Annotated in this window: 26 protein-coding genes; 9 read left to right on the top strand and 17 right to left on the bottom strand. The window is 50.8% G+C overall.

The features are described from left to right. The first annotated feature begins 17 nt into the window (after positions 1-17). Positions 18-956 (top strand): phosphate ABC transporter permease PstA, encoded by a 939-nt coding sequence (gene pstA / locus B3355_RS02160; protein WP_019881851.1) that lies wholly within the window; start codon positions 18-20, stop codon positions 954-956. 25 nt (positions 957-981) lie between these two features. Next, the gene (pstB, locus tag B3355_RS02155; protein WP_019881850.1) at positions 982-1,761 is read left to right on the top strand and encodes a phosphate ABC transporter ATP-binding protein PstB; all 780 of its coding nucleotides are present in this window, start codon (positions 982-984) and stop codon (positions 1,759-1,761) included. Positions 1,762-1,840: 79 nt separating this feature from the next. On the opposite strand, the gene B3355_RS02150 is transcribed toward pstB, so the two are convergent. Both B3355_RS02150 and B3355_RS02145 read right to left on the bottom strand, forming a co-directional pair. Beyond that, complete coding sequence (locus B3355_RS02150; protein ID WP_292779769.1) at positions 1,841-2,206, bottom strand: putative quinol monooxygenase; 366 nt, start codon at positions 2,204-2,206, stop codon at positions 1,841-1,843. 121 nt (positions 2,207-2,327) lie between these two features. Further along, the gene (locus B3355_RS02145) at positions 2,328-3,527 is read right to left on the bottom strand and encodes a glycosyltransferase (protein ID WP_292779767.1); all 1,200 of its coding nucleotides are present in this window, start codon (positions 3,525-3,527) and stop codon (positions 2,328-2,330) included. A gap of 131 nt (positions 3,528-3,658) precedes the next feature. Here B3355_RS02145 and B3355_RS02140 point away from each other — a divergent pair, with 131 nt between their 5' ends. Beyond that, entirely contained in the window at positions 3,659-4,516 is an 858-nt protein-coding gene (locus B3355_RS02140) for a zinc dependent phospholipase C family protein (RefSeq protein WP_292779765.1), read from the top strand. Between the two features lie 85 nt (positions 4,517-4,601). Then, a complete protein-coding gene (locus B3355_RS02135; RefSeq protein ID WP_292779763.1) occupies positions 4,602-5,759 on the top strand; it encodes a metallophosphoesterase in 1,158 nt (385 codons plus the stop codon). Positions 5,760-5,768: 9 nt separating this feature from the next. On the opposite strand, the gene B3355_RS02130 is transcribed toward B3355_RS02135, so the two are convergent. The 6 genes from B3355_RS02130 to B3355_RS02105 form a co-directional block, all read right to left on the bottom strand. Next, positions 5,769-6,725, bottom strand: coding sequence for a vWA domain-containing protein (locus tag B3355_RS02130; RefSeq protein ID WP_292779761.1), 957 nt, complete (start codon positions 6,723-6,725; stop codon positions 5,769-5,771). Further along, entirely contained in the window at positions 6,725-7,261 is a 537-nt protein-coding gene (locus B3355_RS02125; RefSeq protein WP_292779759.1) for a hypothetical protein, read from the bottom strand. The genes B3355_RS02130 and B3355_RS02125 overlap by 1 nt, the downstream gene beginning before the upstream one ends. Further along, positions 7,261-8,226 (bottom strand): vWA domain-containing protein, encoded by a 966-nt coding sequence (locus B3355_RS02120; protein ID WP_292779758.1) that lies wholly within the window; start codon positions 8,224-8,226, stop codon positions 7,261-7,263. The genes B3355_RS02125 and B3355_RS02120 overlap by 1 nt, the downstream gene beginning before the upstream one ends. After that, on the bottom strand, positions 8,226-9,137 hold the full coding sequence (locus tag B3355_RS02115) for a hypothetical protein (RefSeq protein ID WP_292779757.1): 912 nt from the start codon (positions 9,135-9,137) through the stop codon (positions 8,226-8,228). Before B3355_RS02115 ends, B3355_RS02120 begins: the two co-directional genes overlap by 1 nt. A 101-nt stretch (positions 9,138-9,238) precedes the next feature. Beyond that, positions 9,239-10,099: a DUF58 domain-containing protein gene (locus tag B3355_RS02110; RefSeq protein ID WP_019881839.1), complete on the bottom strand. Its 861-nt coding sequence runs from the start codon at positions 10,097-10,099 to the stop codon at positions 9,239-9,241. Beyond that, entirely contained in the window at positions 10,096-11,142 is a 1,047-nt protein-coding gene (locus B3355_RS02105) for an AAA family ATPase (RefSeq protein ID WP_292779754.1), read from the bottom strand. Before B3355_RS02105 ends, B3355_RS02110 begins: the two co-directional genes overlap by 4 nt. Positions 11,143-11,322: 180 nt before the next feature. Between B3355_RS02105 and B3355_RS02100 the strand changes: the two genes are divergently transcribed. Both B3355_RS02100 and B3355_RS02095 read left to right on the top strand, forming a co-directional pair. After that, a complete protein-coding gene (locus tag B3355_RS02100) occupies positions 11,323-12,099 on the top strand; it encodes a hypothetical protein (protein ID WP_292779752.1) in 777 nt (258 codons plus the stop codon). Between the two features lie 58 nt (positions 12,100-12,157). Further along, the gene (locus B3355_RS02095; protein WP_019881836.1) at positions 12,158-12,712 is read left to right on the top strand and encodes a TetR/AcrR family transcriptional regulator; all 555 of its coding nucleotides are present in this window, start codon (positions 12,158-12,160) and stop codon (positions 12,710-12,712) included. Between the two features lie 38 nt (positions 12,713-12,750). Here the strand turns inward: B3355_RS02095 and B3355_RS02090 are convergent, their stop codons facing one another. Beyond that, positions 12,751-13,383 carry a TetR/AcrR family transcriptional regulator gene (locus tag B3355_RS02090; RefSeq protein WP_292779749.1) on the bottom strand — a complete coding sequence of 211 codons (633 nt, stop codon included), beginning with the start codon at positions 13,381-13,383 and terminating at the stop codon, positions 12,751-12,753. A 137-nt stretch (positions 13,384-13,520) separates the two neighbouring features. Here B3355_RS02090 and B3355_RS02085 point away from each other — a divergent pair, with 137 nt between their 5' ends. Next, positions 13,521-14,264: an SDR family oxidoreductase gene (locus tag B3355_RS02085; protein WP_292779747.1), complete on the top strand. Its 744-nt coding sequence runs from the start codon at positions 13,521-13,523 to the stop codon at positions 14,262-14,264. A 54-nt stretch (positions 14,265-14,318) separates the two neighbouring features. Further along, positions 14,319-14,516 (top strand): DUF2798 domain-containing protein, encoded by a 198-nt coding sequence (locus tag B3355_RS02080; RefSeq protein WP_292779745.1) that lies wholly within the window; start codon positions 14,319-14,321, stop codon positions 14,514-14,516. Positions 14,517-14,637: 121 nt separating this feature from the next. Here B3355_RS02080 and infA read toward each other — a convergent pair whose 3' ends face one another. The 3 genes from infA to B3355_RS02065 all read right to left on the bottom strand — a co-directional run bounded on the left by infA (position 14,638) and on the right by B3355_RS02065 (position 16,342). Next, positions 14,638-14,874 (bottom strand): translation initiation factor IF-1, encoded by a 237-nt coding sequence (gene infA, locus B3355_RS02075; RefSeq protein WP_018985695.1) that lies wholly within the window; start codon positions 14,872-14,874, stop codon positions 14,638-14,640. 87 nt (positions 14,875-14,961) lie between these two features. Next, entirely contained in the window at positions 14,962-15,168 is a 207-nt protein-coding gene (locus B3355_RS02070; RefSeq protein WP_018985697.1) for a cold-shock protein, read from the bottom strand. 250 nt (positions 15,169-15,418) lie between these two features. Beyond that, positions 15,419-16,342, bottom strand: coding sequence for a LysR family transcriptional regulator (locus tag B3355_RS02065; protein WP_292779739.1), 924 nt, complete (start codon positions 16,340-16,342; stop codon positions 15,419-15,421). A 117-nt stretch (positions 16,343-16,459) separates the two neighbouring features. Between B3355_RS02065 and B3355_RS02060 the strand changes: the two genes are divergently transcribed. Next, positions 16,460-16,714 carry a DUF2798 domain-containing protein gene (locus B3355_RS02060; protein ID WP_292779737.1) on the top strand — a complete coding sequence of 85 codons (255 nt, stop codon included), beginning with the start codon at positions 16,460-16,462 and terminating at the stop codon, positions 16,712-16,714. 84 nt (positions 16,715-16,798) lie between these two features. Here the strand turns inward: B3355_RS02060 and B3355_RS02055 are convergent, their stop codons facing one another. From B3355_RS02055 to nuoL, 5 genes are all read right to left on the bottom strand, one after another. Continuing rightward, positions 16,799-17,332, bottom strand: a complete 534-nt coding sequence (locus B3355_RS02055; protein WP_292779735.1) for a phosphatase PAP2 family protein — start codon at positions 17,330-17,332, stop codon at positions 16,799-16,801. A 109-nt stretch (positions 17,333-17,441) separates the two neighbouring features. Beyond that, a complete protein-coding gene (locus tag B3355_RS02050; RefSeq protein WP_019881827.1) occupies positions 17,442-17,723 on the bottom strand; it encodes a DUF2818 family protein in 282 nt (93 codons plus the stop codon). Between the two features lie 2 nt (positions 17,724-17,725). Next, complete coding sequence (gene nuoN, locus B3355_RS02045) at positions 17,726-19,171, bottom strand: NADH-quinone oxidoreductase subunit NuoN (RefSeq protein WP_019881826.1); 1,446 nt, start codon at positions 19,169-19,171, stop codon at positions 17,726-17,728. A gap of 16 nt (positions 19,172-19,187) precedes the next feature. Next, the gene (locus B3355_RS02040; protein ID WP_292779731.1) at positions 19,188-20,696 is read right to left on the bottom strand and encodes an NADH-quinone oxidoreductase subunit M; all 1,509 of its coding nucleotides are present in this window, start codon (positions 20,694-20,696) and stop codon (positions 19,188-19,190) included. Continuing rightward, a complete protein-coding gene (gene nuoL, locus B3355_RS02035; protein ID WP_047514112.1) occupies positions 20,696-22,786 on the bottom strand; it encodes an NADH-quinone oxidoreductase subunit L in 2,091 nt (696 codons plus the stop codon). The genes B3355_RS02040 and nuoL overlap by 1 nt, the downstream gene beginning before the upstream one ends. Between the last annotated feature and the right edge of the window lie 5 nt (positions 22,787-22,791).

The following is a 22,791-nucleotide window of genomic DNA, read 5'->3' as shown; positions in this document are numbered from 1 at the left end:
TGCGGAAATAAAAAATCATGGAACATAAAGCTTCTGTCCTCGAAAATCTGGCCGACGTCCGCGCCATGATTAAACGCCACAAGCGCAATGACACACTGTTTGCCACCCTGGGCCTGATTTGCCTGATGCTGGGTTTAATGACACTGATGTTGCTGTTCTGGCAACTGATTGCCGATGGGCATCCAAAATTTAACCTGGATTTTTTAACTGAATTCCCTTCGCGCCGTGCTGGCCGTGCCGGTCTACTTTCAGCTTGGGTTGGCTCGTTACTGGTGATGTCTGTCACGTTTCTGACCGCCGTACCCATTGGTGTCGCTGCTGGCTTATACCTGGAAGAATACGCACCAAAAAACTGGTTTACCGACCTGATTGAAATCAACGTGTCTAACCTGGCAGGCGTGCCTTCTATCATTTACGGCTTGCTGGCACTGGGCTTGTTTGTCTACATGCTGGACTTCGGCCAAAGCATTCTGACCGCCGGTTTAACCTTGGGCTTGCTCATTCTGCCGATTGTCATTGTCTCGACCCGTGAGGCCATCCGCGCTATTCCGGTGTCTATCCGCGAAGCTGCTTATGGCGTCGGCGCGACCAAATGGCAAGTCGTTTACGATCATGTATTCAAATACTCTTACGGCGGTATCCTGACCGGTATTATTATCGGCATGGCGCGTGCCCTGGGTGAAACTGCGCCGATTATTACCATTGGTGCACTGACGTTTATCGCCTTCTTGCCACCAAGCCCGATCACGACTGAACCCCCATTCCTTAATTTTGAATGGTTGTCTTCAGGCTTTACCGTGATGCCGATTCAAATGTTTAACTGGCTGTCGCGCCCTGACCATGCATTTCATGTCAATGCGGCTGCCACCGGTGCACTGATTATCGTTGTCACGCTGTTAATGAACGGTGCAGCTATCTGGTTGCGCTACAAAATTCGTAAAAATATTAAATGGTAATGCCACATAAGATTTAGGAAACTCCATGGCCACTGTCACAACTGCAATAAAAGCCGAAGCACGCGATTTAAACTTTTTTTATAGCAACGGCGCACGCGCACTCAAAGGCATCTCCATGCCTTTATATGAAAATAAAATCACGGCGCTGATTGGCCCATCCGGTTGCGGAAAATCTACCTTCCTGCGCTGTTTTAACCGCATGCACGATTTATATCCTGGTAATAAATACCAGGGCGAGATTGTGATGCACCCGGACAACACGAATGTGCTGGATTCAGGCGTAGACCCGATTGAAGTGCGCATGCGTATCAGCATGGTGTTCCAGAAACCTAATCCGTTTCCGAAATCCATCTACGAAAACGTGGCTTACGGCCTGCGCGTGCGTGGTGAAAACAACAAACGCATCATGGACGACAAAGTAGAAGAAGCGCTCAAAGGCGCGGCTTTATGGAACGAGGTCAAAGACCGTTTGCACGACCTGGCATTCAACCTGTCCGGCGGCCAGCAACAACGCTTGTGTATCGCCCGTGCCTTGGCCACCGACCCGGAAATCATGCTGTTTGACGAGCCCACTTCAGCACTGGACCCGATTGCGACCGCTAACATTGAAGAACTGATGGTAGAACTGCGTAGCAAGCTGACGATCTTGGTGGTGACGCATAATATGCAACAGGCAGCGCGCGTATCCGACTACACCGCGTATATGTACCTGGGTGAGTTGATCGAGTATGACGATACCGACAAAATCTTTACTAACCCTGGCCGTAAAGAAACCGAAGACTACATTACCGGCAAGTTTGGCTAATTTAAAAGATCGAATAAAAAACGCCACACTATGTGGCGTTTTTTTATTGGTGGCGTTTTTTATTGCTATGCAGCCATATTTATTGGCGGCGGATGCCTGCTTCCAGTACAAAAAACTGTGGGCTCAATGCGGCTAAAGGTGCTTTGAGCTTTTCCACTTCTGTCGCCGGTGCGTGCACTTCCAGGCGAATCAACTTCGCCAGTTTGAGCGCTTCCCCCAGTGGCTCAGCCACGTTGTCCAAATGCGCAAGAATGCCCTCTGCACTGGCATAGCCTTCGCGGCAATGCGCAATATTGCCACTGAATGAAAATGCATAGTGCATACAGTCGGCTTCGTTACGGGTCTTGTCTAAAAACTGGGCACCTAGTGCCTTAAATGCGGCGAGGTTCTCGGTAGGCACTTCAAAATAAGGAACCAGCGTGCAGCAGGTGTCTGGGGTAAACATGGTTGATTTCTCCTGATAGGTTACGCTTGCATCAATACAAGTCTGTCCATATCTTGGCGGGCAGGCGGCTGACCGTCAAGCCTCCCCGCACAAAATCAGGATTTTAATGAGGCCGCTATGCTTAGGCAGCGGCAGACGCAGCCATGGGCATATGCGTCAGCATCAGGCGCTCATAGCACTCAAGCAGTTTGTTTGCTTGTGCGTCGCTGGACCACACTTGCTCCACATAGCGCTTACCCTGTTTACCAACGCGCTCACGCAATTGATGATCTATGAGCAAGGTTTGTACTTGTTCGGCAAAGTGCAACTCATCATCTTTCGCAATCAAGGCACCCTGCTCCTGACGTAAAATGGAGGCTGTACCCAGTTCGGCAATTGCCACCACAGGGGTAGACTGCGCCATGGCTTCTAGCAATACCAAGCCTTGTGTTTCGCTCTTGGAAGCAAACACAAAAATATCTGCCGCCTGATAGGCTGCGTTCAGGCCAACGGCGCGATCCAGGTAGCCGAGGAACATCACGTGCGACTGCAGCCCATTATCACGCGCCATTTTCTTCAACATCGCCTCGGCCGGGCCTTCACCGGTAATCACCAGCAACACCTCGGGGTGATCCTGAATCACCAGCGATAGCATTTCGAGCAAGAACTGTATGTTTTTTTCATAAGCCACACGGCCAACAAACATCAATAAAGGACGTTGTGCCGGGATACCATACTTCTCCCTGAACGCGGCACCATCACCGGGAATAAAGCGCGAAGCATCCAAGCCAGTCGGGATGACCGTGATAGGTGTGGTAACACCATATTGCTGCAAGACCTCCCGCATCTGCGCTGAAGGAGATACCACGGTATCCACCTGCTGGCATTGCTTGCGTGACACCAATTGCGCAATGCGCACCGCCCATTGGCGTGGCACCCAAGGCAAATAATGATGCATATAATCTTCAAAAAAGGTGTGGTAGGTTTCCACCACGGGCACTTGCAAACGCTTACCAATCTTGAGCCCGGCATAATGTGCAATAAAAGGCGTATGGATATGTACCAGGTCATAATCACCTGGATGCAGGCTGTTGATGTAAGTCACCAAGGCTGACCATTTCATTAAATAGTCTTCTGGATCGAACACGATTTTGCGGGCGTCTATGCGGGTAATCCAGGCCTCGTCTGCCGACAGTGGCTGGCCCGGCTGAGCAGGATACTGCGGTGCAATCAGATGGACGACATGACCCTGCTCGCGCAAGCTCTCGGCAAAGGTACGGATGCTGGTAGACACCCCATTCACGCGCGGGAAGTACACATCTGAAATCATCAATATTTTCATGCAGGATTCCGAGTTAACAAATCTCACATAGCTTAACAAGAGCTCATGATGCTTTTATGACAAAAACTGCTTTCATATCAACGTCATACAGATTTCATCTAACTGTCATTTAGCAGGCGCAAAGTGCGCGCATGTCACTCCGCACCCTGACCATTATTTTGCTACTGTTACTGGCCCTGCCAAGTGAAGCACATGCCTGGGGCTTGTATTCGCATGTTGCCTATACACACCAGTGGCTGCAGGCCTTGCCGCTGTTGCCACTGCCCTGGCTGGGCGTCATGCGGCGTTACCCGACACTGGTAATGGCTGGCGCCTGCCTGCCCGACCTGGCCGTGGTATCGCGCACGTTTAACCATAGCCATGGCTGGGGCATCGGCCAACAACTATTGCATACCAAAAACGATAGGCAACTGGCACTGGGCATCGGCTACAACCTGCATCTGCTGACAGACGTGGTTGCCCACCAGCACTTTGTGCCGACCTTTGAGGCCAAATGGCAGCACCATAGCCTGCTCACCCATGCGGCTGCCGAGTGGGCCATGGATGCCTACCTGCATATGCCAGACCTGCCTACCCCTGGCAAACTGCTGCGTATACACCGCAAGACCATTGTAGACACGCTGACACAATCATTGCAATGCGAAGCCGACACGGTGAATAAAGCAGTCTCTCGCCTGGCCAGTGCAGACCAGGCCTTGCGCCTGTCACGTATTCCACAATACCTGCTGCGCCGTTACTGCAGGCTGGATAACGAGTTTGAACACAAACTTGGGTACTACCGTGACCAGGTCACATTGGCGTTGCAGGACCTGCCGCAACTGCTTAACGGCCACTTTCCATCACTGCATGCCGAGCATATCAACCTGGGCATGGAGCAACTCGATGACTGGCGCCGTAAATGCCTGCAAGATGCCCGCCTGCGCCCTACGCGCGCCATTAGTGCCTTTGAGCACTATCAGCATCAATGGTCTAACCAGCCAGATTGTTAGCGAAATAGCCGCTGGACTTGAATCTATTGGCATTGGCGCCATCTAAAGACTAGCTCGCCTTCGACGTTTCTCTGGATTCATACGCATGCCGCCACTCCGCTTTCTGATCGTCACCACCACGCTGGTGGGTCTTTTACACTATTACATTGGTTCGCGCCTGTTAGGGCAACTCTCATGGCCAAGTATTGTTCTCTGGCTCGGCTGGGCGGGATTAGCCGCCTCTGCGTTATTACAACCCTTGGCATTTCTGGCACGCGGCTTCATCAACCAGTCCTTGCGTGATGGCGTAAGCTGGGTGGCAATGACCGTGATGGGGCTATTCTCGTCCCTGCTGGTATTCACGGTCTTGCGTGATGTATTACTGCTGGTGATGGCAGGCTTGCACGCATTACATGTGGTGCAAATTGATTTCACTGCCCTTGAAAAACAGTCAGCCTTACTGGCAGTCACGGCAGCCTTTGTCATCAGCATCATTGGCTTCTTTAATGCGCGCAAACTGGCGCGCGTGGTCAATGTCACCGTGCCACTACGCGATTTGCCAGTGAGCTTGCAGGGATTCCGTATTGTGCAGATCAGCGATATTCATGTTGGCCCAACCATCAAGCAAGGCTATCTTTCCCGCATTGTGCAACAGGTGAACTCCTTAGAAGCAGACCTGATTGCGATCACCGGCGACCTGGTCGATGGCCGCGTGCATGAACTCGCAGAGCATACGCGCCCATTGGCAACGCTTGAAGCACGCCATGGCAGTTTTTTTGTCACAGGCAACCATGAGTATTATTCAGGCGCGCTAGCCTGGATCAATGAACTGGAACGCCTCGGTGTACGTGTGTTACTCAATGAACACGTAAAACTGTCGCATGAAGGCGCCACCCTGGTATTGGCTGGCGTGACTGACTATACGGCAGGCAGTTTCTATGACGACCATCACAGTGATCCGCAAGCCGCCATTGCCGGCGCGCCCGCAGATGCGCCCAAGATATTACTGGCGCACCAGCCACGCAGCGCAGAGGCTGCCGAGGCGGCGGGCTTTGATTTGCAACTCTCTGGCCATACCCACGGCGGACAATTCTGGCCATGGAAATACTTTGTACCGCTACAACAACCTTATGTGGCAGGCCTGCACCGCCTGCAAGACCTGTGGATTTACGTCAACCGTGGTACCGGCTATTGGGGCCCGCCTAACCGCTTTGGCTCACCGTCGGAAATCACCTGCTTAACGCTGGTAGCCGCTGGCGATTAAGTCTAATATTTAAATGGCCGCTGCCTGGCGCCGGAAGCGTAAGTCAGGCAGATAAGTGGCCAATATCAACAATAAGGCCAGCAACAGATAAATAGCGCGCAACGGGTAGTCCGTCACAAAGCTGGCGGTGGCTGGCTTACCTGCCAATGCACGGTAAAACGCCTCGTTATCGGCACCTTTCAGATAACTGCCCTTAAACTCATCGGCCAGCGACTTCAGATAATCTTCTTCCAGCTGCGATAGCATGCGGTCATACTCGGCATAGGCCACGGGCGGGTCCGGTTCATCCTGGCTCGGGTCAGCATACGTCACACCCACCGCCCCGGCGTTGTTATTGTCACTCACTGGCCAATCCCCTACCCGTTTATTGGCCGAGTTATAGCGTGGAATCGCCACCTTTTGCGGGCCGCCAACGCCAATAAAAGTAAAAAACTCACCAATCTGCACGCCACTCAAGTCCTGCTTAATCGTCACATTCACGCGCGGCGCTTCATCGCCATCAGTAAAAAATAACATTTGGGCTGGCTGATTGAGCGCATCATACACATGCGTCGCCGCATGCACGGCAAAACTGAGACGGCTATTGCCCTTCCAGGCCATGCGCCATTCCAGGTGGTCTATGCCGTCACTGATCACATCCAGGTTCTTGCACACTTCGAGCGGCGTTTGCAGCATGGCAATATTGTCCGAGGCAAAAATGCCCAGGCTGAAATAAGTGCCACAGGGTGACTTATGTACCAGTTGCTTCATCAAGTGCTGGCTATAGGCCAGGCGGCTCACGGCCTGTTGCTTCAGCGTTTCGTCCTCGGCATTCATGCTTTGCGAAATATCAGCAATCAACAAATAGTGCTGTACCTGTTGCCGCAGCTGAATTTCAGGTTTAACCAGCGCCAACAGCACTAACACCAGGGCCAGCCCATACAACACCGGCTCATAATGTTGTTTTAACCAGGCAAAGTACTTCATTATGGCAATCCTATCGGCAGGTTACTCAGTTCCATATGCGATTGCTCTTTGCTCGCGCCCTGCATACCGCGCGCCATGACAGAGTGCAACAAGGCCAGGTTGAACTTGGCCGCTTTGTCATCTGGCTGCAAGCGTAATGATTGCTCATAAGCAATTTTGGCCTGGGTGAAGGCGTAACGTGCTTCATCCTGAAACGTGCCATCTTCATTCACCGTGCGCACCAGGCCGGACAAAAACAGGTTATTGCCGATATTAAAGTGGATATGCGGCAACTCACTGGCAGGCGGAGACAACTCCAGCGCCTGGCCATAGGTTTGTACCGCGTGTTTGTAGTCACCATGCAAACCTTGATCATACGCAGCAGTAAATTTCTGCAAGGCAGGTGAACCGCCCTGCTTGATCACAACACCGCTTTGAATCTGCTGGTTAAGCGCGCGCAACTGATGCAATTGCCAGCCAAAATACAACACGCCTAACAGGCCAAGTGTGGTTAAGCCAGCCCATAACCAATTGGCATTTTTTCGATAGATTGTCATTAATACACCTTTATCTGTTTAATCAACACCAGGCCCAGGCCCAAAATGAACGCGATAATCATCAAGTCTTTGGCATAATCATGGCCAGGAATAATGACTTCGTACTGAATCACATTTTTTTCTTTGGCATCAATTTCGCGCAATGCAGATTCCAGTGCCGTCGCGTTATCCGCCTCAAATGCTTTGTATTTCACATTCAATGACTGGAAAAAACGATCCAGTGCAATCGCTTCCGGCAGATGGTCATCATCGTAAGTATTTTGGGTAAAAATACTGATGTCATCCGGTTCGCGCAGCACAATCCAGTACAAATTAAGTTTCTTACCGACCAATTGCTTGCGGATCTGGTATTTCACACGCGGGCTCAACTTACCTGCACCATCCGACAACAGCACAATCGCGCGTGAACCAGTGCTGGCGATATTTTCAAACAGGGTCACGGCATTGGTAATGCCCGCACCAATATTGGTCTGGTTAAGCGCAGGCCCGGTCGCGGCCTGAATCGCAGCGTGTATACCGTCACGGTTGGTGGTGATTTTCATGCCATACAACGCGGAGTTGGTAAAACCGACCACGCCCATCATATCGTCCGGTCGTGAATCAATAAACGCCGTAATCAGGCGCCTGGCCGCAGCCGACTTGATTTCTGCCGCATGGCCGCCGGTGGCCTGCCCGGCAAACGGGTGATCCATACTTACGCTGCGGTCAATCACAAACACACTTTGCGCACCCTTACCGATTTTTTGCTCCTGATGGCTATCGCCTTGTGGCCCGGCCAAGGCCAGTACCAGGCATAGCAATAACAGGCTGGTGGCCGCCTTTACCAACAGATTGATGCGGTCAGAAAACGCATCTGCTGGCACCATCTCCAGCCAGGAATAAGTTTGTGCATGCCGGCTTTTGAGCAGGAACGGTACCGCCGCTACTGGCAACAACAGCAAAAACCACGGGTGTAAACAATGCATCACACCCTCCGTTCACAATCGCGTAACTGACGCGTCAGCGTTTTGCATTGCTGCAGGTATTCGGCCGCAGCAGGCAGTTGCCCGCCATACAGCACCGCATTCGCCTGTGTAAAAAACGTCTGTATCTGCGTTTCTAGCGATTGGAACACCGGTTGCTGCTGTACAAATGCACTCACCTGGCTGCCCAGCATTTGCTGACCATAATGCTGGTTAAACGCATGCTGCACAATCAGTGCTGCCTGCTTTTGTCCTTCTGCCGTTGCAGGCAAACGTTTCAAACGGTGATACGCCTTGGCAAAGTGTCCATTCATCATTGGCAACCAGGTCCAATCGGCATTACGGTAAAGCAATACCAAGCCGCCAACCACTACCAGCAAGACACTGACACGCAACCAGCACTGTATGGCTTGTGTATCCAGCACACTGGCGCGATATTGGGCAATCACAGTCGGTTTGGCCGGTTGCAAACGGTCAGGCAATTGTGCCATCAGCCAAAAACGCCAGGCGGGTAACTCTGCCGCGGCACCGCTGTTAAAGCTAATGCGTTCAGCCGGTAGCTGTAACTGAGTAGGTTTACCGCTACTGGCAAATACCTGGTAATCAAATACCAGCGTGTATATCTTTTTGTCCGCCTGTGACTCACTGCTGACTTGCAACTGGCGCAACTCGATGCCATTGCGCTGCAAGCCTTTCAGCGGCAAGCTGCTGTCGTTGAGCTGGTCCTGCGCAGCGACTGCCAGTTGTATGCGACGTTGCAACACATCGCCCAGCTGTATGCCCGCATATTGTGCAGGGTTATGCACACTGACGACTTTCACTGCTGGCAATGATTTAGCGGGGGCTTCTGTGTCGGCCCAAGCTGGTGTTGCCATCAGGCAAGTCGCCAGCCATCCTAATAAAATCTGTTTCATCACGATACTTTCTGTTTCAGCATGGTTTTTTCTCACTTCGGTTTTGCTTCACGCCGGCACCTTCTGTTTCACTCTGGTACCTTCTCTTTAACCATGGCACGCTAATGAATAAGTTGTTCAAAATAGTCCGACAGCAAGCTGGCTTCAAATTGTCCGGCGACATAGAGCGGACGAATATCAAAACGTGCGAACAGTTGATCCAGCGCCTGCTTGCGCTGCTCAAACTGCTCGGCAAACTGGGCACGAATGGCCTGGCGGAAAAAAATGGTTTTTTGCAGGCCGGTTTCCGGGTCTTGTAAATTACCAAAGCCAAAGCGTGGCAAACGCTCATACTCTTGCGGGTCCCATAACACCACCGGAATCACCTGGTGGCTGGACATGCCATTAAGGCCACGCTCAATCAGGGCCAGTGGCAAGTGAAAGTCTGAAATCCAGAACACCAAGCCTTTTTGCTGACCCAGCCAGCCGGTCGCTTCCACAATGCCCTGGCCATCCTTGCGTGAATTATGAAATCCGGCCAGTTGGTCTATGGTGGCAAATGACTGGTGCGCATGATGACCGGGGGCCAGGCTTAGTTGCGGAATCACTGTCTGGTCATAGCTCACCATGCCAAACAAATCGCTGTTTTCATGTGCCGAGCAGGCGATCGAAGCGGCAACGGCTTGCACCGTCGCCAACTTGCTTACCTGGCCCTGAAACTGCATCGAGCTAGACATATCGCAGATCGCATACAAGGGCGTCGACGCTTCCTGCTTGAATACCCGCACCTGCACCTGCTCGTAGGGATCACGCAAGGTTTGGCGTAAATCTAGCCGCCTGGCATCCGGGTAATCAACCAGGGAGACGTGCTTGCTGAACTCGTCACCAGGCCCACGCTGTATGCCTAAATGCTCACCAGCATGCACACTGGCAGAGCGCCATGGCACCTGGTAAAAAAACGGCTGCGCGTTGGCCGGAATCATGCTGCTTTGGCCCGTGCTGGCACGCTGACATTGGCCAGAATCTGGTTGGTAAGTTCACGTGAAAGCTGGGTACGGCGGCTCTCAAACATCGGGTTCAATACCAGGCGATGCGCGATAATCTCGTGGAATACCGCATGAATATCTTCCGGATACAGGCTATCGCGTTGCATCAGCCAGGCATGTACACGCGCTGCTTTCAGCAACATGCCCATACCGCGCGGGCTGGCACCGGTATGAATCAAACGGCTCACATCCACACTATCGAGCTGGATGCCAAATGCCGCCGGAGACTGCGTCGCTTGCCATAAGTCCAATGCATAATCTTCCAGCACATCACTGGCACGAATATGGCTTTGCAGCACATCAGAAAACGCATTCAGCTGGTCATAGGCCAATACCCCGCCTTGCACTTGCTGGGTCAGGCGTTCAGCATGCTGAAACTTGACGTCAAACATCAATGCCTTGCGCAAATCACGGTCTTCCGGAATCTCAATCGGGATTTCCATCATAAAACGGTCACGCGCCGCAGAAGGAATTTCAAAGGTTTCGTTCTTTTCGACCTGGTTGCGGTCAGCAAACACCAGCATGTGCGGCAAGCGGTATTCTTTTTTGAACGCATGTACATGGCGCTCGGCCATCACACGTAGCATCAAGGCATGCACTTGCGGCCGTGCGCGGTTGATCTCGTTAAAGAAAAATACCGATAACTGTTCACCGGCACGCAACAAAGGGCCTTCCTCTACTTTTGGGCGGCCATCTTCCCCTAAAAAGGTGTGGTAAATCAGGTCATTTGGCATTAAATCCACCGTGCCCTCAATACGCTCATAAGCACCACCCAAACCGCGTGCAATCGATTGCAGCAAGGTGGTTTTACCCACGCCAACACCGCCTTCCAGCAGCACGTGGCCACGGGCAAAGATGGCAATATTAATGGCGCGGATGGCTTTATCCTGGCCAACAACGACTTTTTTCACTTCATTTTCAAGCGTGAGCGCATGATCGCGCCATTCCGCCAATTGTGTTGCAATAGAGACAGATGTCATGATGATCCCTTGTTTACAAATTCAGCCAGCGCTATGATGGCAAAGTAGCCTCTGGAATAGAGTGTGTTGACAACCAGTTGCATTTTGCGTGTGACCGCGATAATATGCAGACAGGTCTGTTCACTTCTTTTCTAGTCTACTGCAGCCATCGAAAAAAAAGCAAGCGGATTTTTAGGGGTTATGGTGAATTTACTAACAATAGGGAATCAGACCAGGCAGCGATACGGGCGCACTTGCAAAACCTATGCAACGCATGGGTTATGGGCACTCGGATTAAAGCAATGGGGCAGGCATGCGCCGTTTTACAGGCTACGTGATGAACTGACGCGCTGGAACCGGCAGCGCCTGGCAGAAGGTGGTGCAAGCAATGTACTGAATGTGCAGGATATTGCCACGATCCGCCAGATGGTAGACCAGGCACAGCAGCAATCGGTGGCGAGCTTGTCACCTACCCTGCTCGACCAATGGTTTTTCCTGGCGGTGGGGGCGATACAGGTGCAATCACAGACAGGTAGCCCGCAGGCCTGGCATTTATTTGACCAGTCTGTGCATAGCCAGTTAGCGCAGCCAGCGTTTCAGCGCTCGCTGTCGTTTGGCTTGTTAGTGAGTGCATGTGTGGTTTGGATGGCGTTCGCGCCACTCAAGCAAAAACAGCTAGAACCAGCGATGTCACCGCTGGAAATGGCCGCCGATCAGCCACATGGCGGCACCGTAGATCCGGTGACACTGAGCTTGCTCAACCTGGCTTATCAGAAAATGCAAAATGGCAGCTGCCAACTGCCGCAGGCGGCGATGCTGCCAGACGCACAACGTCAGGCCTTCATCTTATTTGTGACTGAGGGCAAAGTGGATGTTGATCAGGTAGAACACTTGCGGCAGGCGCTTGGATACGTCAGTTGCCTGTATCCGCAAGAATTGATGCGGCCACAGGGGCGCGATCGTTTACCAAGAGAATAAGCGTAAAAGCACAAGCGAAAGATCGGGAACCCTGAAAATCGGGATAAAAGGATAAGTGATGAACATGCGAGAGAAAATACTGAATATAGCCAGCAGCCTGTTTGACAGCAGAGGGATACAGGCCTCCGGCGTCGATACCATCATACTGGAAGCAGGCGTGGCCAAAGCCACGTTGTATAAACACTTCCCCAGCAAAAATCAGCTGATTACCGCCTACCTGCGTGACAAGTCCGACAGGTTTTATAGCTGGCTGAATACGCAACTGTCCTCTAAAAAGGCTGAGTCCTTAGAGTTACTGTTATTGCTGTGCGAACTGATGGAGCAATGGATCAGCCAACCGGAATTCCGTGGCCTGCCCTTTCATATTGCCGCAGTTGAATTTCCGGAAGCAGAGCACCCAATTAACCAGTACTCAGTCGTACTGTCTGCCGAATTACAAGGTTATTTGTGCAAAATTGCCCGCCATGCCGGTGCCAAAGACCCTGAGGCACTTGGCCAGCAACTGACCATCCTGTTTGAAGGTGCAGCGCTGGTTGAGCGCCTGGCGCCTAATAGTGGTGCGGCATCGCGTGCCAAACTCGCCGCCATGACACTGGTTCGTAACGCGGTTTAATCTCCACGGCTGCTATCTGCAAACAGATGGCAGCCGACTCACTTTACTTGCCCCGTCGTGTACCCCTGCGCGACTAACTGCGTGGCCATCGCAGCCACGTTAAACAGTTCTGCCTGTGTTGCACCACCCACAGCCTGTACCACCATCCCTTGATGCACCGTCATCACCAGCTTGGCCAATATCACCGGGTCTGTCGTCGCCAATAAGTCCTGTTCGCTGACCGCGCGCGTGAAACGCTGCGCCAGTTGTTGCTCAAGTGTCTGGCGATACCCGCCTAATAATGCCTTGATTTCAGCCGATTCCGCACTGCACGCCAACGCACCTTGCGTCACCAGGCAGCCGACAGGATGCAACTGATCAGCGAGCATCTGTGCCGCCTGCGATAGCATTAACTGCACCACGGCTAACGCTGTCGGCTGTGCCAGCGACGCTGCCAGAAAACTTGCGGGCCCTTGCACATAACGCTCAAGTGCTTTTTTAAATAAAGCCTCTTTGCTGCCATAAGCGGCGTAGATACTGGCCTTATTCATGCCCATCACCGCCATCAATGTGCTCATAGAAGTCCCTTCATAGCCATGTTGCCAAAAGGCATGCATGGCATTCTGCAAGGCGGTCTCGTAATCAAAGGCCACTGGCCTACCGCGTTTTTTCGCAAGTATTTCTACAGTCATGATCATTCACCTGTGTGTATTTTTAATTATTATACCACTTGGTAAAAAATATATTGACAACTTTATCATCCGTGATTATTATTTATTTACCGATTGGTATTTAATATTTAACGCATCACTGACAAGGAGTTAGAAAAATGAGCACTTCACAACAACGTATTGCATTGATTACAGGTGGCAACCGCGGTATCGGCTTTGAAACTGCCAAAAAACTGGGAGAACAAGGGATTAAAGTCATCATCGGCGCCAGAGATCCCCACAAAGGTGAGCAAGCCGTGGCTGAACTGAAAGCGTTGGGCGTAGATGCTGAATATGTGCACTATGACGCAACGCAGGCTAACGCATCACAAGCAGTCGCCACCGCGCTGGAGTCACGTTTCGGCAAACTGGATATTCTGGTCAATAACGCAGGCATTCTTAAAGAGGAGCTCATCGGCCAAAACAACACCCTGAGCGTGGATCAAGACACCTTGAAAACAACATTCGAAGCCAACTTCTTTGCTGTCGTGGCGTTAACCCAGGCATTACTGCCTTTGCTGCAGCGCTCCCCTGCCGCGCGCATTGTTAACTTATCCAGCATTTTGGGCTCACAGACCTTGCACAGCACACCCAATTCACCGATTGAAGTCGCCAAAGGCTTAGCTTATAACGCCTCTAAATCTGCATTGAATATGTTTACCATCCATCTGGCACACGCGTTAAAAGACAGTCATATCAAGGTGAACTCTGCGCATCCTGGCTGGGTGAAAACTGATCTGGGCGGTCCTAATGCACCGATGGAAATCAGCGATAGCTGGAAAACCTCGGTCAGACTGGCTACGTTGGATGAACAAGGCCCGACTGGCGGTTATTTCCACGAAGATCAGCCTTTGCCATGGTAAACAGCAGCAACAAGCGCGTGGCGTTGAAACGCAAANNTTCTGTTTGCACTATTGATGTCACTGGTGACAGTGAATATTGTCAGCTTATCTATCTTGCTGATTAATCATGTGCCGACGGCAGTGTTTTTTGAGAAATGGCTCACTAGCATTAGCGTCGCCTGGCCGATTGTGTTTATCAGCATCCTGCTCATTGCACCGTGGTTATTGCGGCTGACGGAATGGATAGTGCAAGAGACCCCGTCACAGACATGATACCGGGCATGGGCAATAGTGCCCTGCCCTTTAAGGCGTTTCAATGTAACAGGTATGACCATTAGGCCTTGCAAAGCGAGTTGCAAGCCATTGGTCAGAGTGAGTCTAGAGGGCTCAGAGATTAGAACGGCTTGCGTGGCTCTAAGTGACGGAAAATAATACGGCCTTTATCCATGTCATAAGGCGACATTTCGATGGTGATTTTATCACCGGCCAGAATGCGAATTTTGTGTTTGCGCATTTTACCGCCTGTATAAGCGATCAACTCATGTCCATTGTCCAGCTTGACGCGGTAACGCGCGTCCGGCAGGATCTCAGTCACTGCACCTTGCATTTCGATTAACTCTTCTTTTGCCATTAAGCATCCTTTTAACAATAAAAAAGCCCGGGGACTCCGGGCTTTTTCCGGTGAGTCACTTGAGTAACTCAGCGGACAGGCTTTGAATTATTCAATGATTTGAATATTTGCAGCTTGTTTGCCTTTAGGGCCAGTTGCCACTTCAAAGCTTACGCGTTGGTTTTCTTTCAAAGTTTTGAAACCAGCAGATTGAATTGCAGAGAAATGTGCAAACAAATCTTCGCCGCCGTTGTCCGGAGTGATGAAGCCAAAACCTTTTGAATCGTTAAACCACTTAACAGAACCTGTTACCATAATAAATCCTTGGATAAAAAATAAAAAAACGGGTAAATACCCATAAAAACGAGGATCAAGATGGCGAGAAGTAACGATAGAACCAAAAGATAGAACCGGAGAACAACAACACTACTTGAACTTCGTGAGGGTGTACTATGCACGCAATATTGAATATTAGCAACAAGTATTTTACAAAAAATAAGCAATCCAAGTGATCCGTTGCTGATAAGCGACAAAAACTGCGCCAAACAGCCATAGAACACTGTATTTACCATGCATCCGACATCTCTTTGACCAGATAATCCATAAAGGCCCGCACTTTATTGGTCATGGCGTGCTGATCACGGTAACAGGCATAAAATGACAAAGGCATGCTGGCAGATTGCGCATCTTCATGCGATGCAGCAGCAGATTGAAACAATGCGACTAAAGTACCTCGCCGAATGTCCTCATTTGCCACAAAAGCCGCCAGGCGCGCGATACCAGCGCCTTCAACAGCCAGACGATGTAAAGAGTCGATATCGTTACAAATAATGCTAGGATTGATTTCAGGTTCGTAGTGCATGCCATTGCGATCAAATACCCAGCTCAGCAGCCGCCCATCAACCGGCACTCGAAACATCAGGCAATCGTGCTGGAATAGCGCCTCCGGACTGCTCGGCGTGCCTTTTCTTTGCAGATAGTCTGGCGAGGCACAAAATAGTACAGGCACACTGGCAATCTTGCGTGCAACCAGGCCTGGTTCCAGCTGTTGGTTGAAGCGTATGCTGATATCAATATCCTCTGTGACATGATCCAGGCTATGGTCAGACAGCACTAACTCAATCGAGACTTTAGGAAAATGCCGGGTAAAGGCCGGAATGAGCGGCATTAGTACATGCCGGCCAAAGGCCACAGATGAACCTATCTTTAAGCGGCCTTGTGGTTGGCCATGAAACTCCGTGATCACAGCTTGCGCCCTGCTGAGTGCGGCGATGATAGGCTGTACTTCTGCATAGTAAAGTTCACCACTTTCCGTCATCGACAGCTTGCGTGTAGTGCGCGTCAGCAAGCGCGCGCCCAATGATTTTTCCAGCCGCTGGATATTCTGGCTGGCTGCGGCAGCCGTGATGCCTTGTAAGCGCGCGCCAGCGGCAATACTGCCTGCCTGTACGGCTTTCACAAAACTCTCGATGCTTCTTAAAGTATCCATTTACTATCGACTCAATAAATTTATTCGATAGTTTATCTTTATATTGATTCAATATCCAAGCGTCTACACAATCGTGAACAGTGTCGATATAGTGCAAAAACACCTATGGAGCACATAATGAATTTCCGCAAAAACACTTTCCGCAAGATTCCCAAAAAATTCACACCTTATGTGTTTGCATTCTTCATGGCGGGCATCATGGCCTTTTTAATGTGCATGGTGATCGTTGCCGCGAATAGTGGCATACAGACCGGTTATCTATGGCGTGTGGTGCACGCCTATGCGCTGGCGATGCCGATAGCATTCTTTTGCGTATTAATTGTCAGGCCTGTTGTGATGCACCTGGTTGCCCGATTAGTAGAGGCACATTAATCCGCAAGCCAGTTAAACAAAGGAGTCCATCCAGAAAACAAAAACGGATGCCATGGCATCCGTTTTTCATTCATGCGCAAAACTTTAAAACACCAGCGAATACAAGGCGACCAGCAAATACCCTATGCCAGCCCCAGCCAGCACATCACTCGGATAATGCAGGCCTAACACCACACGCGAGATACCGACCAACACGACAAACGGATAAACTATCGGGAACAATTGCGGATAATGCTGTACTGCCACCATACCAAAAGCCACCGCATGTAAGGTATGCCCGGACGGAAAACTGAAATAATCCAGCGGCGTGCCGCTTAACAACACATCTTGACGCACCTGAAATGGTCTTGGGCGGCTAGTGCGATGTTTGAGCCATTTATAGACCAAGGTGCCGGTGAGGCCTGCGGTGAGCATATGCAAGCAGGCATAATAACCTTCATGACCTTGCGTGATGGCAATCACCAGCATGAGTAAATACCAGAACATGCCATCGCCCATACGTGAAATGGCGCGGAACGAGTTGCGGATAAGACGGTACTGTCCGGTATGGCTGACTTTGACACACAACCGGCTGTCTACCGACTGCACCCATCCCAGGGTTTGTTGTAGTTTCAGCATCTCAAGTCCTTTCCGGGGCTCACCCCGACTATGCTTCTTGGGTAAGCATAGTCTGACTATAATGCTTGAAACTATCGTGAAGAATTGATGAAATTAATGTGACGTGCGATTACTTCCACAGCACGCGGTAGATAAACCCCGGGAAGGACAGCACCAGGAAGACGCACAAGGTAATGCTGTAAAACTCCCAGCCTTGTGGCCACACCTGGCCCATAACAAAGCGCTCAACCAGGTAGGCAATCACCAGTGTGATGAAGTAGGCAGGCAGCAATACGGCAAAGCGCTGCCACAATTGGCTAATCGTCCCGACCAAGCCCAGCCATTTATCTGAGACCCAGCCCAGATTGGCCATAAACAACATCAGTAATAAGAAAATAAGTTTTGCGGCCATGATTATTGCAGACTGATTAACAAGCTATGACCACAGACACCCAGCAGGACTTCCGGGAACAAACCCAAGCCTAGTAAAGCCAGTGAATGCACACTGAGGATAAAACGCATATCAAGCGGTGCGCTCAGTGGCGTGTGGTCTTCAGGCGCATCAAAGTACATTTTGCGCACAATATTGAGGTAATAGAACGCGCCGATGGTGGCCATCAACACGGCCAGCACCACTTGCCAGGTAAACCCAGCCTGCCAGGCCGCTTGCAGCACGGTAAACTTGGCGTAGAAACCGATGGTTGGTGGAATCCCCGCCATGCTGAACATAATGATCAGCATGAGGAAAGCAAACCAGGGATGACGCTGGTTCAAGCCTTTGAGGTCATTGATTTCTTCTGCTTCAAAGCCTTGGCGGCTCAACAGCAAGATAATGCCAAAGCCCGCGATAGACATCAGCACATAAGCGCTGATGTAGAAAAAGCTGGAAGCAAAGCCATTGGCATTCGCACTCATCATGCCGAACATGATGAAACCCACATGCGAGATGGTGGAATACGCCAGCATGCGTTTGAGGTTGGTTTGCACAATGGCGCTGAAGTTACCAATGATGATAGACAACACCGCCATCAATACCAGCATGTCCTGCCAGTCTAATGCCAGCGGGTGCAAGCCTTGTACCAGCAAACGCACCGTCATGGCATAGGCCGCCAGTTTAGGCACCGAGCCAATCAGCAAGGTCATTGGCGTTGGTGAGCCTTGATAAACATCCGGCACCCACATCTGGAATGGCACCGCACCAAATTTAAAGGCTAGCCCTGCCACCACAAACACCAGCCCCAGGATCAATACCGGGCTTTTTGGTTGCTGCGCAATACTATTCGCGATGTCACTGACGTCCAGACTGCCAGTCATGCCATATAGCATGCTCATGCCATACAGCAGCATGCCGGAAGCCAGCGCACCCAATACAAAATACTTCATGGCTGCTTCTGACGCTCTAGGATTATCGCGGTCAAACGCCACCAGTGAATACAGGCACAGTGACAGTAGCTCCAGGCCAATGTAAATGGTCAGCATGTTATGGCCGGAGACCATAATCATCATGCCTAGCAAGCCAAACAGAACCATGGCATAAAACTCGCCACGATACAGGTTGCGGTCTTGCAGGTATTTACGCGTATACACCAGGATCAACGAAGTGCCGAGATACATCATCAACTTGATCACGTCGGACAAAGTATCGTCGATAAACATGTGCGAAAAGGCAAAGCCAACCGCAGGCGTATGGGTTTTAAAAGTAAAAAACGCTGCAGCTAACAGGGTGAACTGGCTCAGGCCATAAATCATGAAACGATTTTGTGGCAGGATGAATAAATCCAACAACAAAATAAACATGGCCATACCCATGACAACCAGTTCCGGCAACAGGGCGAGCAAATCGAATTGCATATTATCCATTTTCTAAAATCCTGCCTTAATAGCCTGTGACGGGCAATTTGGAAATCGCCATGTGTTTCAGGAACTCTGTACTGGTGGCCTGCATCACCTCAGTGATCGGCTGCGGATAGACACCAAAACCAATCACCAGCAACGCCAAAGTACCTAAAATCAGGAATTCTCGCTTATTCAGGTCGCTTAGTTCAGCAACATGATGATTTGTCACGTTGCCAAAGAACACGCGCTTGGTCATCCACAAAGTATAAGCCGCGCCAAAGATCAGCGTGGTCGCCGCCAAAAAGCCAACCCAGAAGTTAAACTTGACCGCGGCCAGAATCACCATAAATTCACCGACGAAGCCCGAAGTGCCTGGCAGGCCACTGTTTGCCATGGCAAACAGCACGGCAAATGCAGCAAATACCGGCATTTTATTGACCACGCCACCATAGGCCGAGATTTCGCGGCTATGTACGCGGTCATACAACACACCTACGCTGAGGAACATGGCGGAGGAAATAAAACCATGCGAGATCATCTGCACTACTGCGCCCTCCAGCCCTAACTGGCTGAACATAAAGAAGCCCAGCGTGACAAAGCCCATGTGCGAGATCGATGAATAGGCAATCAGCTTCTTCATGTCTTTTTGCACCAGGGCGACCAGCGCAATATAGACCACTGCGATCAGTGACAGCACAATCATGGCGGTACTGAAATAATGCGCCGCATCCGGTGCAATCGGCATGGCAAACCGCAAGAAGCTATAACCACCAAGCTTCAGCGCAATCGCCGCCAGTACCACAGAACCACCGGTCGGTGCTTCAACGTGCGCATCTGGCAACCAGGTATGCACCGGCCACATGGGGATTTTGACGGCAAATGCCATAAAGAAGGCAATAAAGATATAAATCTGCGCTTGCATGCTCAACGGCAACAGATAGTAATCCGCCAGCTCAAAGCTACCGGTTTGATGATAGAGGTAGATAAAAGCCACCAGCATCAGTAATGAGCCGAGCAAGGTATACAGGAAAAACTTGATCGTTGCGTACACACGATTTGGCCCGCCCCAGATACCAATGACCAGGAACATCGGGATCAACATCGCTTCCCAAAACACGTAGTACAAAATAGCATCGAGTGATGTAAACACGCCTATCATGATGCCGCTCATGATGAGGAAAGCCGCCATATACTGGGCAATATGCTTGGTAATCACCTCCCAGCCAGCCAGCACCACAATCACCGTCGTAAAACTGGTCAGCAACACCAGTGGCATGGAGAAGCCATCAATACCCAGGTGGTAATGCATATTAAATGCTGGCACCCAGGGTAATAACTCTTCAAACTGGAAAAAGCCATCCTGCACATCAAACAAGGTGTACAGTGGCAGCGTCACCAGAAAGCTGACCAGGCTACTAGCCAATGCCAGCCATCGTGTCAGGGTAGCCTTGTGGTCACCCCCCAGCAGCAATACCAGCACGCCGGAGAGCACCGGTAGCCAGATGGCCAGACTTAACCAGGAAATACTTGTGAGGTCGGCTTGCATCATTAGTTTATTTTGATAAAGAAAGTCATGAGAAGGAATACGCCGATAATCATGGCAAAGGCGTAGTGATAGATTAAACCGGACTGCAGGTTGCGCATTTTGGCTGCGATTTTACCCATGGTGTTGGCGGTACCATTGACCATGGCGCCATCAATCAGCGTGATGTCGCCATATTTCCACAACAGGCTACCCAAGTAGCGCGAACCACCGGCAAAGAACTTCTCGTTAAAGCTGTCAAAGCCGTATTTGTTTTCCAGAATATCGTAGATCACGATAAAACGCGCTTTGATGGCTGCCGGGATATCCGGGCGCTTCATATAGAAGAACCATGACAACAATACGCCAGAGGCCGCCAGGAAAAATGGCAAACTGGTAAACCCGTGAATCGCCATGCCCGCCGGGCTATGCATCAATTCATGGTAGTGATGCGCCAGATGCGCCATGGCCGGATGTGCTTCAGGATTGACAAAAATGACGTTTTTGAAGAAATCGCCATACAACATAGGTTCTAAGGCGATATAACCAATCACCAACGATGGAATCGCCAGCAATACCAATGGCAAGGTCACCACCCAGCCTGGCTCATGCGGGTTGTCATTCGGGCCCAGGCCATGATGATGCTCTTCTTCATCGTGTGCGTGGTCATCATCGTGATGCGCGTCGTCATGGTGTGCATCTGCATGTCCATCGCTATGTGCTGCATGTGCATGATCATCATGCTTGGCATGGCGCCATTTTTCTTCACCGTGGAATACCAGGAAATACAGACGGAATGAATAGAAAGCCGTCACAAATACGCCGACAATCACTGCAAAGTAAGCAAAGCCACTGCCTGGGATATGCGACAACTCCACCGCCTCGATAATGCTATCCTTGGAGTAGAAACCAGCGAAGAATGGCGTGCCGATCAAGGCCAGTGAGCCGATCAATGAGGTAATCCAGGTAATCGGCAGGTATTTTTTCAGGTTACCCATATTGCGGATATCCTGATCGTGGTGCATGCCCATAATCACTGAACCAGCGCCGAGGAACAGCAGCGCTTTAAAGAAGGCATGCGTCATCAGGTGGAAAATGGCAACAGAATAAGCAGACGCGCCCAATGCAACCGTCATATACCCCAGCTGTGACAAGGTGGAATACGCGACCACACGTTTGATATCGTTCTGGATAATGCCAAGGAAACCCATAAACAAGGCGGTAATCGCACCGATCACCATCACCGTCGACAAGGCAGTCGTCGACAACTCATACAGTGGTGACATACGCGCCACCATAAAAATACCGGCAGTCACCATGGTCGCCGCATGAATCAACGCAGAAATCGGCGTTGGACCTTCCATCGAATCTGGCAACCACACGTGCAGCGGCACTTGTGCTGATTTACCCATCGCGCCAACAAACAGTAACAGGCAAGTGACTGTCATTAACGACCAGTTGCAGCTACCCAGCAAATTCACCTGGGTATTCGCCAGTTCTGGTGCGTGCTGGAACACCGTGGCGTAATCCAGGCTGCCAAAGTAGTACAGCACCATGCCGATACCCAGCAAAAAGCCAAAGTCCCCTACCCGGTTGACCAGGAACGCCTTCAGGTTGGCGTAAATCGCCGTTGGGCGCGTAAACCAGAAACCAATCAGCAAGTAAGATACCAGGCCTACCGCTTCCCAGCCAAAGAACAACTGCATAAAGTTGTTGCTCATAACCAGCATCAGCATGGAGAAAGTAAACAGTGAAATATAGCTGAAGAAGCGGCTATAGCCTGGATCTTCCGCCATATAACCAATGGTATAGATATGCACCATGAGTGAGACAAATGTCACAACTACCATCATCATGGCGCTCAGGTTGTCGATGAGGAAGCCGACTTCAAAATGCACGTCACCAGAATCGAGCCAGGTATAAATCGCTTCATTCAAGGTAAAGCCATTTAAGGTCTGGTTAAAAATATAGGCAGACAGAACGAACGCAGCACCTACACCAGCAATGGTCAGTACATGACCAGCCCAGCGCGGCAGGAAGTTGCGGAAAATGCCGACGACAGCGGCTGCCAATAATGGCAACACTGGGATCAACATCAGGATTTGTTTGATAGTCATTATGC

Source organism: Methylophilus sp. UBA6697, assembly GCF_002454655.1.
Classification (GTDB): Bacteria; Pseudomonadota; Gammaproteobacteria; order Burkholderiales; family Methylophilaceae; genus Methylophilus.
The sequence above is the reverse complement of the archived record's forward strand: the minus strand, read 5'-3'. Positions and strand labels throughout refer to the sequence as shown.

What these genes read in the sequence shown, in the direction of transcription:
- nuoL (WP_047514112.1), bottom strand. Translation starts at nt 22,786, where the DNA reads ATGACTATCAAACAAATCCTGATGTTGATCCCAGTGTTGCCATTATTG.
- B3355_RS02105 (WP_292779754.1), bottom strand. Translation starts at nt 11,142, where the DNA reads ATGACATCTGTCTCTATTGCAACACAATTGGCGGAATGGCGCGATCAT.
- B3355_RS02100 (WP_292779752.1), top strand. Translation starts at nt 11,323, where the DNA reads ATGGTGAATTTACTAACAATAGGGAATCAGACCAGGCAGCGATACGGG.
- pstA (WP_019881851.1), top strand. Translation starts at nt 18, where the DNA reads ATGGAACATAAAGCTTCTGTCCTCGAAAATCTGGCCGACGTCCGCGCC.
- infA (WP_018985695.1), bottom strand. Translation starts at nt 14,874, where the DNA reads ATGGCAAAAGAAGAGTTAATCGAAATGCAAGGTGCAGTGACTGAGATC.
- B3355_RS02140 (WP_292779765.1), top strand. Translation starts at nt 3,659, where the DNA reads ATGTCACTCCGCACCCTGACCATTATTTTGCTACTGTTACTGGCCCTG.
- B3355_RS02095 (WP_019881836.1), top strand. Translation starts at nt 12,158, where the DNA reads ATGAACATGCGAGAGAAAATACTGAATATAGCCAGCAGCCTGTTTGAC.
- B3355_RS02135 (WP_292779763.1), top strand. Translation starts at nt 4,602, where the DNA reads ATGCCGCCACTCCGCTTTCTGATCGTCACCACCACGCTGGTGGGTCTT.
- B3355_RS02060 (WP_292779737.1), top strand. Translation starts at nt 16,460, where the DNA reads ATGAATTTCCGCAAAAACACTTTCCGCAAGATTCCCAAAAAATTCACA.
- B3355_RS02080 (WP_292779745.1), top strand. Translation starts at nt 14,319, where the DNA reads ATGTCACTGGTGACAGTGAATATTGTCAGCTTATCTATCTTGCTGATT.
- B3355_RS02130 (WP_292779761.1), bottom strand. Translation starts at nt 6,725, where the DNA reads ATGAAGTACTTTGCCTGGTTAAAACAACATTATGAGCCGGTGTTGTAT.
- B3355_RS02090 (WP_292779749.1), bottom strand. Translation starts at nt 13,383, where the DNA reads ATGACTGTAGAAATACTTGCGAAAAAACGCGGTAGGCCAGTGGCCTTT.
- B3355_RS02115 (WP_292779757.1), bottom strand. Translation starts at nt 9,137, where the DNA reads ATGAAACAGATTTTATTAGGATGGCTGGCGACTTGCCTGATGGCAACA.
- B3355_RS02085 (WP_292779747.1), top strand. Translation starts at nt 13,521, where the DNA reads ATGAGCACTTCACAACAACGTATTGCATTGATTACAGGTGGCAACCGC.
- B3355_RS02055 (WP_292779735.1), bottom strand. Translation starts at nt 17,332, where the DNA reads ATGCTGAAACTACAACAAACCCTGGGATGGGTGCAGTCGGTAGACAGC.
- B3355_RS02065 (WP_292779739.1), bottom strand. Translation starts at nt 16,342, where the DNA reads ATGGATACTTTAAGAAGCATCGAGAGTTTTGTGAAAGCCGTACAGGCA.
- B3355_RS02050 (WP_019881827.1), bottom strand. Translation starts at nt 17,723, where the DNA reads ATGGCCGCAAAACTTATTTTCTTATTACTGATGTTGTTTATGGCCAAT.
- B3355_RS02125 (WP_292779759.1), bottom strand. Translation starts at nt 7,261, where the DNA reads ATGACAATCTATCGAAAAAATGCCAATTGGTTATGGGCTGGCTTAACC.
- B3355_RS02070 (WP_018985697.1), bottom strand. Translation starts at nt 15,168, where the DNA reads ATGGTAACAGGTTCTGTTAAGTGGTTTAACGATTCAAAAGGTTTTGGC.
- B3355_RS02040 (WP_292779731.1), bottom strand. Translation starts at nt 20,696, where the DNA reads ATGATGCAAGCCGACCTCACAAGTATTTCCTGGTTAAGTCTGGCCATC.
- nuoN (WP_019881826.1), bottom strand. Translation starts at nt 19,171, where the DNA reads ATGGATAATATGCAATTCGATTTGCTCGCCCTGTTGCCGGAACTGGTT.
- pstB (WP_019881850.1), top strand. Translation starts at nt 982, where the DNA reads ATGGCCACTGTCACAACTGCAATAAAAGCCGAAGCACGCGATTTAAAC.
- B3355_RS02120 (WP_292779758.1), bottom strand. Translation starts at nt 8,226, where the DNA reads ATGCATTGTTTACACCCGTGGTTTTTGCTGTTGTTGCCAGTAGCGGCG.
- B3355_RS02145 (WP_292779767.1), bottom strand. Translation starts at nt 3,527, where the DNA reads ATGAAAATATTGATGATTTCAGATGTGTACTTCCCGCGCGTGAATGGG.
- B3355_RS02110 (WP_019881839.1), bottom strand. Translation starts at nt 10,099, where the DNA reads ATGATTCCGGCCAACGCGCAGCCGTTTTTTTACCAGGTGCCATGGCGC.
- B3355_RS02150 (WP_292779769.1), bottom strand. Translation starts at nt 2,206, where the DNA reads ATGTTTACCCCAGACACCTGCTGCACGCTGGTTCCTTATTTTGAAGTG.